General features: G+C 67.3%; 17 protein-coding genes. 4 read left to right on the top strand and 13 right to left on the bottom strand.

From position 1 onward, the window contains the following. Window positions 1-25: 25 nt before the first annotated feature. From IC535_RS10675 to IC535_RS10665, 3 genes are all read right to left on the bottom strand, one after another. Window positions 26-631, bottom strand: a complete 606-nt coding sequence (locus IC535_RS10675; RefSeq protein WP_228885937.1) for a CDP-alcohol phosphatidyltransferase family protein — start codon at window positions 629-631, stop codon at window positions 26-28. 74 nt (window positions 632-705) lie between these two features. Beyond that, on the bottom strand, window positions 706-2193 hold the full coding sequence (locus tag IC535_RS10670) for a tetratricopeptide repeat protein (RefSeq protein WP_228885936.1): 1488 nt from the start codon (window positions 2191-2193) through the stop codon (window positions 706-708). After that, window positions 2187-3206, bottom strand: coding sequence for a tetratricopeptide repeat protein (locus IC535_RS10665; protein WP_228885935.1), 1020 nt, complete (start codon window positions 3204-3206; stop codon window positions 2187-2189). Before IC535_RS10665 ends, IC535_RS10670 begins: the two co-directional genes overlap by 7 nt. Before the next feature lie 190 nt (window positions 3207-3396). On the opposite strand from IC535_RS10665, the gene purH reads away from it, so the two are divergent. The 4 genes from purH (at window position 3397) to purD (ending at window position 8184) form a co-directional block, all read left to right on the top strand. Next, complete coding sequence (purH, locus tag IC535_RS10660) at window positions 3397-4980, top strand: bifunctional phosphoribosylaminoimidazolecarboxamide formyltransferase/IMP cyclohydrolase (protein WP_228885934.1); 1584 nt, start codon at window positions 3397-3399, stop codon at window positions 4978-4980. 26 nt (window positions 4981-5006) lie between these two features. Continuing rightward, window positions 5007-5861 (top strand): hypothetical protein, encoded by an 855-nt coding sequence (locus IC535_RS10655; protein ID WP_429000378.1) that lies wholly within the window; start codon window positions 5007-5009, stop codon window positions 5859-5861. 16 nt (window positions 5862-5877) lie between these two features. Next, window positions 5878-6819 carry a hypothetical protein gene (locus IC535_RS10650; protein WP_228958679.1) on the top strand — a complete coding sequence of 314 codons (942 nt, stop codon included), beginning with the start codon at window positions 5878-5880 and terminating at the stop codon, window positions 6817-6819. Between the two features lie 84 nt (window positions 6820-6903). Then, complete coding sequence (gene purD / locus IC535_RS10645; protein WP_228885931.1) at window positions 6904-8184, top strand: phosphoribosylamine--glycine ligase; 1281 nt, start codon at window positions 6904-6906, stop codon at window positions 8182-8184. A gap of 100 nt (window positions 8185-8284) precedes the next feature. On the opposite strand, the gene IC535_RS10640 is transcribed toward purD, so the two are convergent. The 10 genes from IC535_RS10640 to ftsE form a co-directional block, all read right to left on the bottom strand. Continuing rightward, a complete protein-coding gene (locus IC535_RS10640) occupies window positions 8285-8620 on the bottom strand; it encodes a DUF6984 family protein (protein WP_228885930.1) in 336 nt (111 codons plus the stop codon). Window positions 8621-8709: 89 nt separating this feature from the next. Further along, window positions 8710-11181 carry a zeta toxin family protein gene (locus IC535_RS10635; RefSeq protein WP_228885929.1) on the bottom strand — a complete coding sequence of 824 codons (2472 nt, stop codon included), beginning with the start codon at window positions 11179-11181 and terminating at the stop codon, window positions 8710-8712. After that, on the bottom strand, window positions 11182-11532 hold the full coding sequence (locus IC535_RS10630) for a hypothetical protein (RefSeq protein ID WP_228885928.1): 351 nt from the start codon (window positions 11530-11532) through the stop codon (window positions 11182-11184). 120 nt (window positions 11533-11652) lie between these two features. Continuing rightward, complete coding sequence (locus IC535_RS10625) at window positions 11653-12033, bottom strand: hypothetical protein (RefSeq protein ID WP_228885927.1); 381 nt, start codon at window positions 12031-12033, stop codon at window positions 11653-11655. Between the two features lie 52 nt (window positions 12034-12085). Continuing rightward, a complete protein-coding gene (locus tag IC535_RS10620) occupies window positions 12086-12391 on the bottom strand; it encodes a hypothetical protein (RefSeq protein ID WP_228885926.1) in 306 nt (101 codons plus the stop codon). A 370-nt stretch (window positions 12392-12761) separates the two neighbouring features. Continuing rightward, on the bottom strand, window positions 12762-13637 hold the full coding sequence (gene rpoH, locus IC535_RS10615; RefSeq protein WP_228885925.1) for an RNA polymerase sigma factor RpoH: 876 nt from the start codon (window positions 13635-13637) through the stop codon (window positions 12762-12764). A 275-nt stretch (window positions 13638-13912) separates the two neighbouring features. Beyond that, entirely contained in the window at window positions 13913-14632 is a 720-nt protein-coding gene (gene ung / locus IC535_RS10610; protein WP_228885924.1) for a uracil-DNA glycosylase, read from the bottom strand. Next, the gene (locus IC535_RS10605; protein ID WP_228885923.1) at window positions 14629-15471 is read right to left on the bottom strand and encodes a response regulator; all 843 of its coding nucleotides are present in this window, start codon (window positions 15469-15471) and stop codon (window positions 14629-14631) included. Before IC535_RS10605 ends, ung begins: the two co-directional genes overlap by 4 nt. Before the next feature lie 7 nt (window positions 15472-15478). Next, complete coding sequence (gene ftsX, locus IC535_RS10600; protein ID WP_228885922.1) at window positions 15479-16429, bottom strand: permease-like cell division protein FtsX; 951 nt, start codon at window positions 16427-16429, stop codon at window positions 15479-15481. After that, window positions 16426-17112 carry a cell division ATP-binding protein FtsE gene (gene ftsE / locus IC535_RS10595; RefSeq protein WP_228885921.1) on the bottom strand — a complete coding sequence of 229 codons (687 nt, stop codon included), beginning with the start codon at window positions 17110-17112 and terminating at the stop codon, window positions 16426-16428. Before ftsE ends, ftsX begins: the two co-directional genes overlap by 4 nt. Window positions 17113-17417: the final 305 nt, after the last annotated feature.

The following is a 17417-nucleotide window of genomic DNA, read 5'->3' as shown; positions in this document are numbered from 1 at the left end:
GTGCATCCGACGGGATCCGGCCAGGTCAGCCGGTCTCCGCCAATCCTTGCCGGACCCGTCGCCAGCCGGTCAGCACGCACAGTGCCGCCGCCGCCCACGCAATCCAGCCCACCACCGCGCCGTCGATCCAGCCCAGCGCCAGCAGTACGCCCACCACTCCCACTACAAAGGCCCGGTCGCTCTTGCCCATCGGGCCGTCATAGCGACGGCTGGCGCCCACCATCAGCCCCAGCACCCCAGCGTACTCGCAAACCGCGGCCATCCATGTCAGCGCCCACAATGCGGTGGGATCGACCCCCGGCACGCTGAGCAGGCTGAGGTAAAGGGCGGCGTCGGCGACGATGTCGCATAGTTCATTGAGATATGCCCCCAATCGCGACTGTTGGCCGAACTCGCGCGCGAGCATGCCGTCCACGGCGTTGAGGGCCATGCGCAGCAGCATCCACAGGGGCAGTGCGAGGTACAGCAGCGGGTGGGCCGGTGCCCACCAGCACACGGCCGCGGCCACCAGCAGCGACACCAGCGCAGCCGCCACGGTGACGGTGTTGGCGGTGACGCCCGCGCGATACAGGCCGCGTACGCCCGGGCGCAGCAGATCCTGGAAGCGCCCCTTCAATGCATAGATCGACATGCCGTACCGTCCTCCTGACCGTGGCTAATCTACCTGCCCGCGCAGGGGCAGGGAAACGCTCGACGACCGTCTATTCACCCCGCCACCAGCAACTGCCGCCACAGCTGCAGGAAGCGGTCGGAATACCAGTAGCCTTCCTTGCGCATCAGCTGTGTCGGCAATGCCTGGTCCAGCCGGTAACGGCCGGAAAAACGCTGCTCGAACTGACGCTTCAGGCGCGCCGACTGCGCCGGATCGCTGTCCAGCATCGCGCAGGCGAGCAGCCCCAGCCAGCCGTCCACGTCGTCCGGCTCGCGGGTAAAGGCCTGGTCGAACAAGCGCTTGGCATCCTGCGGGCGGCCCAGGTCCAGCAGCATGAACCCATAGTTGCGCTGCGCGTCGATGTTGTCCGGCTGCGCCTGCAGCAGCTGCTGCATGCGCAGGGCAGCCTCGCCGGTGCGGCCCAGGTGGAACAACACATAGCCGGCGTGTTCGAGCAGGGCCGGGTCAGGCTGCGCCTGCTCCGGCTGCGCGCGTTGCAGGGCGTCCAGGCGCACCCACGCCGCCTCGAAGTCGGGCCTGGCCGCCGCCGGGTCGCCTGCCGACAGCGCGGTTGCGGCACGGTTGAACCACGGCCGGTAGTCATCGGGCGCCTCGTCGATGGCGGCCTGCAGCGCGGCACGTGCGCCGGCGGCATCGCCGCTGTCGGTGAGCGCACTGGCCAGGTTGAGGTGGATGCCCATGCGCTGCTCGCGCTGCCCGGCGGCGTCCAGGTCCGGCGCCGACTGCAGTGTCAGCGCGGTGCGGTATTCCAGCACGGCCTTGCGCGGTTGCCTGAGCTGCTGCAGGTACAGGTTGCCCAGGTTGTAGTGCGCATCCAGGCGCGCCGGCTGCAGCCGCATCGCGGCGCGGTAGGCGTCTACCGCCAGGGCATGCTGGCCACTGTCGCCCAGCGCACTGCCCTGGTTGAGGCGCAGGCCATAGTTGTCGGGGAAACGGGCCACGCCGTTGCCGGCCACCACCGCCGCCTCGCGCGTATCGCCCAGCTGCAGCAGCATGGCCGCGTAGTTGATGAAGGCATCGGGCGACAGGTTGCCGGGCAGTTTCACCAGCTGGGCGTAATGGCGCCGCGCCTTGTCGGTCTGCCCGGTGCGGCTGTAGTAGTAGGCCAGGCGCTGCTGGATGTCCAGGTTGCCCGGCTCCAGCTGTGCGGCCCGCAGCAGGTCCTTCTCGGCCGCGTCATCATCGCCGAGTTCGTGCAGCACATTGGCGCGGTTGAGCAGGCCGAGGGTCTTGAGCGGGGCGCGCTGGATGTAGTCGTTGAGCGTATCCAGCGCGCGCTGGTGCTGCCCCAGCCTGGCCTGCGTCACGCCCAGGTTGAGCCAGGCAGTATCCAGGCCGGGATCCAGCCGTACCGCCTGCGCGAACAGGTCCGCCGCGGCCTGCCACTGCCCTGACCGGACCTGCGCCTGGCCCTGGTTGAACAGCAGCTGCGCCTGGTTTTCGGCCGGCAGCGCAGCGGCCTGCGCGGCCACGGCCGCGCTGTCGCCCTTGCCCAGCAGCCAGAGCCGGTTGGTCAGCACCTTCGGATCGCCAGGTTCCTTTGCCAGCGCGCGGTCATAGGCAGCCAGCGCCTCGCGCGTGCGCCCACGCGGTCCTCGGCCACGCCGATGTTGAGCCAGGTATCGGCATCGTCCTTGCCCAGCGCCAGCGCCGCCTTGAAGTCCTGCAGCGCCCCGGCCGCGTCGCCCATGTCCAACCGGGTCACGCCACGGTTGTAGGGATACAGCGGCTCGGTCGGGTCGAGCTGCATCGCCCGCCCATCATCGGCCAGCGATTGGCTGGATCGGCCCAGCGCGTGCTGGGCCAGTGCGCGGTTGCCGTAGTAGCCGGCCACCTGCGGCGATTGCGCGATGGCCTGGTCCAGCAGTTCCACCGCGCGCCGCGGCTGGCCCAGGTGGTGGTAGGCCTGCGCGGCATGGAACGGAATATCGGCATGCTGCCCGGTGCCTTCGGGGTCGCTGCGGTACGCCGCCTCGTAGGCGGCATGCACCTCCAGCATCCGCGCGTTGTCGTGCTGCTGGTTGAGCAGGAACAGGTAATTGCGGAACAGGGTGCTGCTGTGCCCGCCGGCCTGCAGGGCGGCGGCATAGTCGGCCAGTGCCGCCGGCGTGTCGCCTTGCTTGGCCCGCGCAGTTCCACGCAGCTGCAGGCTTTCAGCGTCACCCGGATCCAGCTGCAATGCCTGCGCCGCAGCGGCCAGCACCGCGGCGTTGTCGTCGCTTGCCGCGGCGATATACGCCTTCAGCCGGTACAGGCTGATCTGGCCTGGCGCCAGCGCGATGGCCTGGTCGATCAGGCGCCGGGCCTGCGCCCAGTCCTGCGCTTCATAGGCGTCATAGGCCTGCCGCTCCAGGTCGTCGCTGCCGACGGCCGCATCGGGCAGACCGGCCTGGCCCTGGGCCGGTACCAGCACTTCCACCGCCGGCACGGCGTCTGCGGCAACGGCCGCCTGCTGCGCCGCTGCCGGCCCGGTGACCCCGGCCCATGCCACGATGCCGGCAAGCAGCGGCGCCTTCCATGTTGCTGTCGACACCATGCTGAACCTGCAACTCCCTGGCAGAGCGCCCAGCCTACCCCAGGGCCGCCGACTTGCGGCGGCCCGGTCGGCGGCCCGGCGGGCTGGCAATAGGGCCGCCAACGGCGATATCGCCCCGGCGGCGCCCGGCAGCGGGCCCCACCGCCTACAATATCGGCCCTGCTCCGCTGCCGATTGCCCTGTCCCCATGACTGCTGATCTGTTGCCCGTCCGCCGGGCCCTCCTGTCCGTCTCCGATAAAACCGGCCTGATCGACCTGGCCCGCGCCCTGGCCGCGCGCAACGTCGAACTGCTGTCCACCGGCGGCACCGCCAAGGCGATCCGCGAGGCCGGCCTGGCGGTCAAGGACGTGGCCGAGCTCACCGGCTTCCCGGAAATGATGGACGGCCGGGTCAAGACCCTGCACCCGCTGGTGCACGGTGGCCTGCTGGGCCGCGCCGGGCTGGATGATGCGGTGATGGCCGAACACGGCATCGGCGCGATCGACCTGCTGGTGCTGAACCTGTACCCGTTCGAGTCGGTCACCGCCAAGGCCGACTGCACGCTGGAAGACGCGGTGGAGAACATCGACATCGGCGGCCCGGCAATGCTGCGTTCGGCGGCCAAGAACTTCGCCCGCGTGGCGGTGGCCACCGACCCGGCGCAGTACGCCGAATTGCTGGCCGAACTGGAGGCCAACGACGGCAAGCTGTCGGCCGCCAGGCGCTTCGCCTTCTCGGTGGCCGCCTTCAACCGCGTGGCCCAGTACGACGCGGCGATCGGCAACTACCTGTCGGCGGTGACCGCCAGCGACGCGGCGGTGCCGGTGCGCAGCGAGTTCCCGGCGCAGATGAATTCCAGCTTCGTCAAGGTGATGGACCTGCGCTACGGCGAGAACCCGCACCAGAGCGGCGCGTTCTACCGCGACCTGTACCCGGTGCCGGGCACGCTGGCGACCTTCCAGCAGCTGCAAGGCAAGGAACTGAGCTACAACAACCTGGCCGACGCCGATGCCGCGTGGGAATGCGTGCGCCAGTTCGACGCGCCGGCCTGCGTGATCGTCAAGCACGCCAACCCGTGCGGCGTGGCCGTGGGTGCCGGCAACGGCGATGCCTACGAGCTGGCCTACGCCACCGACCCGACCAGCGCGTTCGGCGGCATCATCGCGTTCAACCAACCGCTGGATGCGGCTACCGCCCGGGTGATCCTGGACCGTCAGTTCGTCGAGGTGCTGATCGCGCCGGACTTCGAGCCGGCCGCGCTGGAATACGCGCAGAAGAAGGCCAACGTGCGCGTGCTGCGCATTCCGCATGGCAAGGGCCGCAACAACTACGACACCAAGCGGGTGGGCTCGGGCCTGCTGATCCAGAGCGCCGACAATCGCGGCATGGCGCGCGACGAACTGAAGGTGGTCAGCAAGCTGGCCCCGACCGAAAAACAGTTCGCCGACCTGCTGTTCGCCTGGAAGGTGGCCAAGTTCGTCAAGTCCAACGCGATCGTCTACGCCAGGGACAACCGCACCATCGGCGTCGGCGCCGGGCAGATGAGCCGGGTCTATTCGGCGCGCATCGCCGGCATCAAGGCCGCCGACGCCAACCTGGTGGTGGAAGGTTCGGTGATGGCCTCCGATGCATTCTTCCCGTTCCGCGACGGCATCGACGCGGCCGCGGCCGCCGGCATCAAGGCGGTGATCCAGCCGGGCGGTTCGATGCGCGACAGCGAAGTGATCGCCGCCGCCGACGAGCATGGCCTGGCCATGGTGTTCACCGGCGTACGTCATTTCCGTCATTGACCCCTGGAGCGACACGGATGTCTGCCATCGCACGCACGCCCCTGATCCTGCTGGCCCTCGCCGGCACCGCCGCATTGGCCGGCTGCAAGCCGGCCGCCGAACCGGCCCCGGCCGCCACGCCCGCACAACAGGCGACGGCGACGGCGGCGCAACCGGCCGCCCATGTCAGCCGCACCGCGCGGCTGCAGGCGTTCCTGGTCAAACGCTATGGCGCCGAGGCGTCGCTGTCGCAGGGCTGGCAGGGCAGCTGGACCCAGGACGGCGCCAGCCGCGCCACCGACTGGCAGGTCTGCGCCGAACAGCCGGTGGTCAGTGGTGACAGCTGGCAGCAGTTGCTGGCCGTGTGCGGCGCGCTCAGCGAGGGCGGCCACGCCGACCCGGGCACCGTCGATTTCTACGTGCTGCGCCCCAGCGGCGAAGGCTTCGAGGTGGTGGCCGAACTCACCGGCGGCACCTACGGCAGCAGCGGCCGCCCCGGCACCGTGCAGGTCATCCGCGCCGGCAGCGATTTCTACGGCTTCCGCAGCGAGAGCGGCTGGTTCGGCCAGGGCCATTCGCTGGAAACGCAGACGCTGATCCTGCCCGGCCCGAAGGGCCTGGTCGATGCCGGTTCGCTGCGCAGCCATATCGACAACGGCGCGGCCTACGACTGCGACGATGCCGAGTTCGCCGAAGACTGCCGCACCCGGGTCTTCAATATCGATTTTTCCTACCGCTTCGACGACAGCGACCGCAGCGCGCGCATCTGGCCGCTGCTGATCGAAGAGACCGGCAGCGAGTGCGGCGGCAAGCCGGTACGCCGCGAGCATCGCTTCAGCCTGGACGCCCAAACCTGGACCTACAGCTTCCCCGAGTCCCTGCAGCGCGAAGGCTGCCGGTGAGGTACCGCCGGCCGTGATGCGCCGCAGTGACCCGCCCCTCCAGCGCCGGTGCCGGTATACGGCGGCGCTGCTGCTGGCGGCGCTGCTGGCCGGCTGCGGCGACCGCACGCCCACGCCCGGACCAGGCAAGCCGCGCCGGGTGCTGGACAGCACCGCTGAAGTAGTGGACACGCTGCACCTGGGCGGCAGCCACGAGCAGCGCCTGCTGGCCTTCCTGCGCAGCCGCTATGGCGCCGCTGCCCGGCTGGATGCGCCCTGGCAGGACCAATGGGACGACACCGACGTGCAGGCGCTGCGCCCGGTCACCCGCCAGGTCTGCGCGCGCGGGACCGTCGACACCGACGGCCACCTGCAGCACCTGCTGGCGGTGTGCCAGGCCCTGGACCAGGCCGCCAGCGTCGAACCCGGCCGGGTCGATCTGTATGTATTGCGCGATGGCGAAGAACACGCGCTGGACAAGGACCACCCCGTCGCCGGCTTGTTCGGCCCGCCGGGCCGGCCGCTGCTGGTGATCGCCCAGCGCCTGCACGGCGAGTACGGTCGCCACGGCGCGCCCGGTACGGTCCAGATCGACCGGCTCGGTCCACAGCGCCACGCCTTCCGCATCACCCACGATGGCTCCGGCCGCGGCCATGCGCAGCGCTCGCGCACCTACGTGGCCGTGCACAACGACCGCCTGCGCGAGGTCGCCCTGCTGCGCGAGCACGTCGACAACCTGGCCACGCCGCACTGCGACGACGCGCCCGATGACTGCGCCGATGCGGCGTTCAATGTCGACTTCACCACCACCGTGGGCGACAGCGACGCGGTGGACGGCTACTGGCCACTCACCGTACGCAGCACCGGCCAGGACTGCACCGGCCCGGCCCACGCCTATGACCACCTGATCTTCGACCCGCGGACCCGGACCTACCCGGTACCCGGCGATCTGCAGCGCGAAGGCTGCGGCGAGGACTGACCCCGGCCGCTGCGCCGGGGCCGATGCAGGCACCGCCGGCACCGCGTAAAATCGCCGTTCTGCCCCCCTTACGCGAGAACTGCATTGAAGATCCTGGTCATCGGCGCCGGCGGCCGCGAACACGCCCTGGCCTGGAAGCTGGCCCAGTCCGCGAAGGTCAGCGAGGTCATCGTCGCCCCCGGCAATGCCGGTACCGCGACCGAGCCGGGCTGCCGCAACGTGGACGTCAAGGTCACCGACCTGGACGGCCTGCTGGCCCTGGTCGCCGCCGAAGGCATCGGGCTGACCGTGGTCGGCCCCGAGGTGCCGCTGGTGGCCGGCGTGGTCGACCGCTTCCGCGCCGCCGGCCACCGCATCTTCGGGCCCACCGCCGCTGCCGCCCAGCTGGAAGGCAGCAAGGCCTACGCCAAGGACTTCCTGGCCCGCCACAACATCCCCACCGCGTTCTATGCGGTGCACACCGAACTGGCACCGGCGCTGGCCTACCTGCGCGAGAAGGGCGCGCCGATCGTGGTCAAGGCCGACGGCCTGGCCGCCGGCAAGGGCGTGATCGTGGCGATGACCCTGGCCGAAGCCGAGGACGCGGTGCGCGACATGCTCTCGGGCAATGCGTTCGGCGATGCCGGCGCGCGCGTGGTGATCGAGGAATTCCTCGACGGCGAGGAAGCGAGCTTCATCTCGATGGTGGACGGCACCACCGCGCTGCCGATGGCCACCTCGCAGGACCACAAGCGCGTGGGCGATGGCGATACCGGCCCCAACACCGGCGGCATGGGCGCCTACTCGCCGGCCCCGGTGGTCACCGAGGCGGTGCATGCGCGGGTGATGCGCGAGGTGGTCAACCCCACCGTGCAGGGCATGATCGCCGACGGCATTCCGTTCACCGGTTTCCTTTACGCCGGTCTGATGATCGATGCCGAGGGCGCGCCGAAGGTGATCGAGTTCAATGTGCGTTTCGGCGACCCGGAAACCCAACCGGTGATGCTGCGCCTGCAGTCGGACCTGGTGGATCTGCTGGAGGCCGCCATCGACGAACGTCTGCACCAGGTACAGGCCCAGTGGGATCCACGCCCCTCGCTGGGCGTGGTGATGGCCGCAGCGCCGTACCCGGAAACCCCCATCACCGGCGAGGTCATCCACGGGCTGGAGGCGGTGCCGGCTGCGGCCAAGGTGTTCCATGCCGGCACCGCGCTGGACGCGCAGGGCCAGGTGGTCAGCGCCGGCGGCCGCGTGCTGTGCGTGGCCGCGCTGGGCGACAGCGTCGCCGATGCACAGGCCAGTGCCTATGCCGGCGTGGCGAAGATCACCTGGGCGCATGAGTTCCACCGCAACGACATCGGCTGGCGCGCGATCGCACGCGGGTAGGTCCGAGCCATGGTCGGACGGCGTAGGTCCGAGCCACGCTCGGACAACACGGTGCCGGAACGCAACGTGTCCGACCTTGGGTCGGGCCTACTGCACGGATCTATCTGGCGATGACCACCGGATTCGCAGGCAGCATCAGCAGCGGCGAAAAATCCACTTTCCAGACCTCCAGCTCATACAGATCGCCCGCGTTGTCGATGGTCAGCGTGGCCATCACTTCCACGCCGTCGATGTCGTTGAACCATATCTGGGCGATGTCCTCGCCAAGCACTCTGGCTTCATTGGCCGATGTGAAGACCAGCCCCTTCATGCCGCCGTCGTCGGCCTCTTCAACGGTAATGCCCGCCAGGGAGTCGAGGTAACCGTCTCCGCACCTGCTGCGCTTCAGCATGAAGGTCAGGAAACACTGCTCGGTAGTCGTCAAACCTCGTGCCATGCCTTCTTCCTACGCTATTGCGCCTTGCAGTACCAACTGTCAGAAGCTGACCACGATGGTCGCATCAAGGGCTTCCAAGGTTCCGGCTTTCAGCCCATCTTGGCGCCACGCGCCTGGATGCCCTGCTGCTCGCGCTGGTCGTGCACCTGCTGCTCCACCTGCAGCGCCTGCAGGCGCTGCTGCTCGCGGCCCACCACATCCAACTGGTGCAGCGATGCCTCCACAGGCGTCTGGACGGCCTGTTCGGTGGGCATCAACGCGCGCTGGTGGGCCGGGTTGTTCGGCTCGCCCTGTACTACAAATACATTGTGAGCGGCTGGATGCTGGGGAGTGGCATTGCTGAGCAGCACATGGTCCACCCGCTCCAGCCCGTTGCTTCTGGCCAGCACCAGCAGGCTGGCGGTCATCCGCTCGCTGCTGGCGTCGAACTCGCGGCCGTGCCTGGCGTCCAGTGCCGCCACGCCGTCACGGACCTGCTGGTAGAGCGCGTGGTCGGGATGGCCTGCCTGCATCGGCGTCAGCGCGGGCGGTGGCGCAACGGCAGGGCCGGGTGCGGCCGACGCTTGCCCCTCGTGCATCTGCGGCGGCTGTCCCGAGGCGCCTCGCCCTGGCGCGTCGGGCGCCGGCGCTTCCGGCTGCAGGTACCGGGCCCGGATCTGCTCATAGGTGGCATTCAACTCATCCCGCACATTGCCGTCGGCGTGGGAGTCGTAGATCAGCCCGTCATGCTTCCACTGGCCCTCGGCCGTGCGCTGGTAGGTGCGCCCATCCGATGCCATGACGTGGTCCGGATGGCTGCGGGTCCAGGCCACCGCATCGGGGATCGGCCCGTGCTGCGACCAGCCCTGCTGCGCGTACGCCTGTTCGTACTGCTGGACATAGGCTGCCGAACTCCGCGCCGCATTGAGCGCGACGGTGGCCTGCGCATATGCGTCCAGTTCGGCCGCCTTGTCCGCACCGGCCACTTCCACCGTTGTCCGCTGGATACCGCGGTCATAACTCTGCAGGACCACTTCGCGCTGCCAGGTGCCGCGTTCGGCATCGCGCTCCCAGGCGCGGGGATAGAGGCTGGGTGTATCGGTGATATCGCCGGCAATGCGGTAGGGATCGACCGGAACATCGGGCTCGGCCAGGCGCAGTGCCACCGCCCGGCTGGAAGCCTTGTAGTTCAGTTCCTGGGTCAGGCCGGCATCGGCCGTGAAGTGCTGGGTTGCCCCGTATATCGGGCGGTCCACCTGGGTGCCAACGGTACCGATCACTTCGCGCGCGCTGCGCGTCCAGCCGGCATCGGGCTGGGTGGGGTCGTAGGTCCAGACATTGCCGAACGTATCGCGCTGGTTGTTGATCCGGTACTTCTCGATCCAGTCCACCACTTCACCGGCGCCCCATGCACCGAGCCCGGCGCCGACGATGCCGGTGACGATCGCCCCGGGCCCGGACTCGATGCCGATCAGCGTGCCGGCCTTGGCACCGACGATCGCGCCGGTCCACCCGCCGACGCTGCGGGCACCGAAGTTCAGCAGCGCCGATTCGGCCCCGGTCGCATTGTCGCGGGCATACAGGTCGGCCACCTTGCGGCCTTCGGTGCCGGCCTCGTAGACCGTGGCGGCGATCCCGCCGACCGTGGCGCCGCGGACCATGTTGGGATGCACCCGGACGGTGTGATCGATGCGCGTGGCTTCTGCGGTTCCGCGGGCCACGCCTTCCACCACCCGCAGGTTGCCGCGTTCGGTGAGCAGCGCCGCGGCGGTGGGTGGAGCGACCCGGGGATGCTGCTGGAGGGTATCGGGCAGGTCCTGGTGCCAGCGGGCCTGGTCGCGCCAGCCATCGCGGGTAAGGTGGGTGATCCGCGGGTTGTGCAGCCGCGCCTCGCGTTCGGCTTCCAGTACCGGGCCTGGTGGACGCGGGTCGGTCCGGCTGTCGTACAGTTCCGCGCCTTCGCGGCTGTAGAGACGGATCGGAATCCCGGTTTCGGCATGAACCTTGTCCAGGTTGCCGGGGAGTGCCGAGTAGACATGGTTGCGGACGTCTTCGGGGACGTAGCGGCCGTAGCCTTCGTCGCCCAGCTTGTCGGCAAAGCGCCGATCCACGCCCAACTCGCTTTCCATGCGATGCGCTACCACCGCACGAACCTCAACCTCGTAGCCTTTTCCGCGGAGTCCATTGATCAGATCAACCGCACCATTGCCGTTGCCCAGCGTCGTGTCAATGATGATGTTCTTGCGACCGTCTATCGCCGCTTCCCGGAGTTCCTTGGCCCAAAGGCTGGCGTCCTTGTGAGTGTGATCAGACCAGGTGTAGGGGTGCTTCCTGCGGAAATTTTCTACCTCAGGATGAGAGTCGCGGAGTTCGTCAGGGTCTACTTTTACGACATCATCAGAAAGCTCGTACTCTGCCGCTTGCGCCAGCCGGCCTTTCCCGGCCCCCGGCTGGCCCGCCAGGATGACGGCCCTTGGTTGCTCATGCGTTTTCGCGTAACCCAGGTTGCTTTCTGGCCATACAACATCATTGAAAACAGCGAAATGATCCAGATTGCTCAACTGGGCTTGGGGCGAGCTCATTTAGAACGCCTCCTTATTCTTCTCGAAGTACTCCCACAGATCGTGCAACCCTTTCATCCCCCCATTTCCAGAGCGCGCCCTGAACATCAATCTGAACTTGTCATCAGCACGCGAGATCATCTCGGAATCACCATCCATCTTGGCGACATTGAGCTCTTCGCGAGCTTCGGATATGAACGTTCCCAGCCTTCCTTCCAGTGCGGATATCGCATCATCAAAAGGCATTAACGGAAGCCGCTTGGATCGCTCCACGGATCGGATAAGCACTTCCTGCAATCGCTCGATATGCCCCGGGTAATCCTTGAGCATTTCGCGCAGCTTCGCTGGAACAGGGGGCGGCGGAAGCGACATGATGGGTGTCCTTTTCATGGAGCGGATGCTTGCGAAACCAGTTTGGCAGATGTGAGGGGAGCGTTCTGCCGATTCCATCAATAAATCTGCAGCCGGTCTTCTTGCGGTAGGCGGCCGTCATTAAGAGAGTTCATTGGAATCCCCCCACACTCGCTGGATGTACTCCCACAGCTCATCCAGATCAGCCATGCCAATGTTGCTGGATCGAGAAAACTCCATGAGACGCTCTTTCTCTTTGGCCTCGGCAATGGCCAATGAATCACCAGACGCCTCCGCCATCTTCAACTCGTCACGGGCCTCAAAAATGAAGGTTTCGAGCCTTCCCTCAAGTGCCGAGATCGCATCATCAAACGGCATCAAAGTAAGCCGCCTGGACCTATCGACGGATCGAACAAGCACCTCCTGCAATCGCTTGATATGCCCCGGGTAGTCCTTGAGCATTTCGCGCAGCTTTGCTGGAACAGGGGGTGGTGGAAGCGACATGATGGATGTTCTTTTCATGGAGCAATCGCCGTATCGGCAGCAACGTCAAGCCGACCATTCAGAGGCTGCATCAGAAGCGATCCTTTGGGCGCTCAAAGTACTCAGCCAAGTCACTAATATCGAGCATTCCGCCGCCCCCACTTCTTGCCATGCGCATCAACTTCCACTTTTCCTGGGCGGCGGCAATGGCCAATGGGTCACCAGACAACTCCGCCACCTTCAACTCGTCGCGCGCTTCAAAGATGAATGTCTCAAGGCCACCCTCCAGAACCCAGATTGCGACTTCAAATGGTGGGGTGGCTTTGGATGGCTTCTCAACTACCGTATTGAGCACCTCCTGCAATCGCTCGATATGCCCGGGATAGTCCTTGAGCATTTCGCGCAATCTTGCTGGAACAGGAGGCGGAGGAACATGCATGACAGGCATCCCTTTCTTCGTGGGGCTGATGCTTGCAAAGAGTGTCGCAGACGTTGAAGGGCTCGTTCTGCAGATTCCATCAATAAATCATGGGCTGGCTTACCAGCACAGCGAATGGTGGGCAGCCAATGAACCGCGTGACATCGGGGTGACCCCAAAACGGGTGGCGGAAATCCCAAGGGGACTGCACAACACCCCATCGCGATGGTGCCCAATGCGGTTGCCATCGGCGGGGTCCGCACGCTGCCGGGCATGCCCCCCTGGCGTGGCGCGGGCATGAAAAAGCCCGGCATTGCCGGGCTTTTTCACTACTACGTCGTGCCACCGGTCAGGCGGTGAACAGCGCCTTCATCTTCTTCAGCGCGTTGGCTTCGACCTGGCGGATACGCTCGGCCGAGACGCCGTATTCGTCGGCCAGTTCCTGCAGCGTCACCTTGCTGTCGGCATCCAGCCAGCGGCGGCGGATGATGTCGCGCGAACGCGCATCCAGTTCGGCCAGGCCTTCGCGCAGCAGCTGCAGCTGGTTGTCTTCGCTGTCGGCACGCTCGTAGGCCATCGACGGGTCTTCGGCGTCGGCCATCAGGTAGGCCGCCGGCGACGGCGGCGCGTTTTCGTTGTCCTCGTCGCTGGGCGCATCGAAACCGATGTCGCGGCCGGACAGGCGCGACTCCATTTCCATCACTTCGCGCTCGGAAACGTTCAGGTCCTTGGCCACCGCGCTGACTTCGGCCGCGTTCAACCAGCCCAGGCGGGTCTTGGACTTGCGCAGGTTGAAGAACAGCTTGCGCTGCGCCTTGGTGGTGGCGACCTTGACGATGCGCCAGTTCTTCAGGATGAACTCGTGCATTTCCGCACGGATCCAATGCACCGCGAAGGACACCAGGCGCACGCCCATGTCCGGGTCGAAACGCTTGACCGCCTTCATCAGGCCGATGTTGCCTTCCTGGATCAGGTCGCCCAGCGCCAGGCCGTAGCCGTTGTAGCCACGGGCAACGTGCACCACGAAGCGCAGGTGGGAATGGACCAGTTCGCGCGCGGCGTCCAGGTCCTGCCCGTCGCGGAAACGGCGGGCCAGGTCCTGCTCGTCATCGACCGACAGCACCGGGATCTGGTGCACGGCACCGATATAGGCGTCCAGCGAACCAAGCGCACTGGGAACCGGGAGATTGTTTGCCACAAGGGCAGTAGAGGTGATCTGGCTCATAGGGCTCATCTTAGCAGTCGGGAACTTGGACTGCTAAAGGACAAAGAAGTTCCAGCGTTCTGCTGATGAAACACTGGCGCGGAATACCCGCTTAACTTAGCGCGAAATGATGACAGTGGCGAGCAGGCTGGAGGCTTCGATGCAACGCTTACAAATCAACTACTTGCCGGGATAAATGGCCCGATCTGGTGTCGTTTTCGCTGAACGGCCTGCCCACGAGCCCCATTCAGATCCATTGGGTTGCCAGCCGTTCAGCCGGACGGCGCCAGGCGTTTCTACCCGGCCACGTCCAGCGCAGCGCGCGGCGGCAGCGACCAGTCGATGCGGCCCAGGTTGCGGCGCGCGAGATAGTCGTTGGCCGCCGAAAAATGCCGGCAACCCAGGAAGCCGCGATGCGCCGACAGCGGCGAAGGATGCGGCGCCTTCAGCACGCGGTGGCGGCCGGTGTCGATGACCTTGCCCTTCTGCTGGGCATAGCTGCCCCACAGCAGGAACACCAGGCCTTCGCGTTCGCGGTTGAGGGTATCCACCACATGGTCGGTGAAACCTTCCCAGCCGCGGCCCTGGTGCGCGCCGGCCTTGCCCTCTTCCACGGTAAGCACCGCGTTGAGCAGCAGCACGCCCCGGCGCGCCCATGGCAGCAGGCAGCCATGGTCCGGGCGCGGAATGCCCAGGTCGGCCTCGATTTCCTTGTAGATGTTCAGCAGCGACGGCGGCACCGGCACCCCGGGCATCACCGAGAAGCTCAGGCCATGGGCCTGGCCACGGCCGTGGTACGGGTCCTGGCCGAGGATGACCACCTTGACCTGGTCGAACGGGGTGGCATCGAAGGCGGCGAAGATCTGCGGCCCCGGCGGGAACACATGCGCCCCGGCGGCCTTGCGCTGGCGCAGGAAGCTGGAAAGCTCGCGCATTTCCGGGCGCAGCAGCCAATCGCCGACACGGGCCTTCCAGCTCGGTTCCAGCTGGATACTGGGTTGTACGTCGTCGTTCATCGCACCACGGGTCTGTCGTTGAGGCGCGCCAGCCGCAGCTGGAACAGCACCTTGGTCACCAGCAGGCGCTCTTCGATCGGCTTCTGCACCAGATCGTTGGCACCGGCCTGCAGCAGGCTGGACTGGTTGTGGGGGTTGCCGTCGCCGGTCATCACCAGCACCGGCAGGCGGCGCTTGCCGTAGCCGAAGTCCACCCGCACCCGCTCGACCACATCGCGGCCGCTGAGCTCGCCCTTCAGGGTGACGTCGGTCAGCACCAGGTCGATGCGGTGGCTGCTGCGGCCCAGCGATTCGGCGGTGAGCAGCGCGAAGGCCTCCTCGGCGGTCATCACGTGCAGCACCCGCAGGCTCTGGCGTTCGAGCATGCGCTTGGTCGCCTCGGCGACCACGCGGCTGTCCTCGACATACAGGATGGTGGCGCCGGGAATGGTTTCCGGCTGCACGTAGCCGCGGATGAAGGTGGCCAGGGCTTCATGGCCCAGCGCCTTGTCGAAATAGTCGGTGACGTATTCGGTGAAGCGGCGCTGCTCCAGGTGCTGCTGCGCATCGCCGGACACCACGATCACCGGCACATAGGCCTGCCCGGCGGTGTCGCGCACGATCCGCGCCAGGGCCAGGCCATCGCCGTCGCTGAGGGTCAGCGAGGTGGTGACCAGGTTGACCGGGCCGGCCGCCAGCGCCGCGCGCGCCTCTTCGATGCTCGCGCAGCCCACCACGTCCACCGCCGGCAGTTCGCGCTGCAGCACATCGGCGATCAGCTTGCGGACCAGCTTGGAGCCGTCGACCACCATCACGCGCGGTGCGTCGTCGGCCAGGTGCTTCAGGGACTGCGGGCGCATGCGGGCCTCAGGTTTCGGTAGGCCGGGTCTGGCGCAGGAAATGTCCCGTCACCAGCCACGCACCCAGCCAGCCCAGCACCACGGTGCCGACCAGCACGAACGATGAATGCAGCAGGTCCAGCCCATGCAGCACGAACGGGCTGGCATAACTTTCCGACAACGCCGCCAGCGGCGGGCGCAACGCCAGCCCGGCCGCACCGATCAGCGCCAGGGCCAGCGCACCGGCGCCCAGGCCGTACCACGCGCCCAGGTACAGGAACGGGCGGCGGATGAAGCCGTCGCTGGCACCAAGCAGCTGCAGCACGCCGATTTCCTCGCGGCGGGCCTGGATGTCCAGGCGCACGGTGTTGCCCACCACCAGCGCCGCGCCCAGCCCCAGCAGTACCGACAACACCTGCACCAGCCGCGTGCCGAAGCCCAGCCAGGCATCCAGGCGCTTGCGCCACAGTGCGTCGTGCTGGACCAGGTCGGCCTGCGGCAGGCCTTCCAGCGATTGCGCCAGGCGCGCATCGTCGGTGCCGGCGCGCGGGGTGACGATCAGCAGGGTCGGCAGCGGGTTGTCGTGCAGTGCATCGATCGCCTCGCCCAGGCCGGCGCCCTCGCGCAGTTCGGCCAGGCCCTGTTCGGGGGTCTGCACGGTGACATTGGCCACGTCGGCACGGCCGCGCAGGGTGTCGGCCACCTGGCCGGCCGCCGCGGCGGTCACGTCGGTCTTCAGGAACAGGTTGATATCGCGCGACTGCTGCACGCTGCCGGCGAAATGCTTGAGGTTGTCCAGCGCGATCGACAGGCCCAGCGGCAATGCCAGCGCCAGCGCCATCACCATCACGGTGAGCAGGGTGGCCCACGGCTTGCGCCAGGCGCGGCCCAGGCTGAACACCACGCTGTGGCCATGGTGGTGCAGCCACACGCCCAGGCGCGACGGTGCCGCAGCGTCCTTGTTGGTGGGTGCGTTCATTCGGCCAGGTCCTGCGGCGAGATGTCGTCGATCAGCTTGCCGTGGTCCAGGATCAGCACGCGCTTGCGCATGTGCCGCAGCAGGGCCAGGTCGTGGCTGACCACCAGCACGCTGGTGCCGCGCTCGGGCAGCTCGGCGAACAGGGCCATGATTTCCGCCGCCAGGGTGGGATCGAGGTTGCCGGTGGGTTCATCGGCCACCAGCAGCTTGGGCTCGCCGACAATCGCGCGGGCGATGCCGACGCGTTGCTGCTCACCGGCCGACAGCTGCGAGGGCAGCGCCTTCTCGCGGTGGCCCAGGCCCATCCGCTCCAGCACCGAACGCACCCGCTTGCCGATCTCGCCACGCCGGGTACCGCGCAGGATCAACGGCAGCGCCACGTTCTCGGCGATGCTGCGGTCCATCAGCAGGCGGTGGTCCTGGTAGACCGCACCGACCTGGCGGCGATGGCGCGGGATGCTGCCGCCGCGCACCTTGAGCAGGTTGCGCTCATCGAAGATCACCGCGCCGCGGCTGGGCCGCTCGTCGAGGTGGATCAACTTGAGCAGGGTGCTCTTGCCGGCACCGGAATGGCCGGTGACGAACAGCATTTCCCCGGGCGCGACATCGAAGCTGACGTCCACCAGTGCCTGGTGGCCGCCGGCGTATTGTTTGCTGACATTGTCAAAACGCAGGACGCTCATTGCCTGATTATGCAGGACGAGGGTGGCTGCGTGGAGGTGGGGTGTCAGACGGCAGGTGCCGATCGTTGGTCGGGGGGAGCGACATCGCATTCGCGCTGTCGCCCCACGGTTCGCTGCGCAAACCGTGGGCCCCGGCTTATCGGCACCCGAGCCCCCGCCGCTTCGCGGCCGCCCCCTTACCAAGGGGAGAGCGACATCGCATTCGCGCTGTCGCCCCACGGTTGGCTGCGCAAACCGTGGACCCCGGCTTATCGGCACCCGAACCCCCGCCGCTTCGCGGCCGCCCCCTTACCAAGGGGGCTGTG

It is taken from the genome of Stenotrophomonas rhizophila (assembly GCF_020857975.1).
Lineage (GTDB): Bacteria > Pseudomonadota > Gammaproteobacteria > Xanthomonadales > Xanthomonadaceae > Stenotrophomonas > Stenotrophomonas rhizophila_C.
The sequence above is the reverse complement of the archived record's forward strand: the minus strand, read 5'-3'. Positions and strand labels throughout refer to the sequence as shown.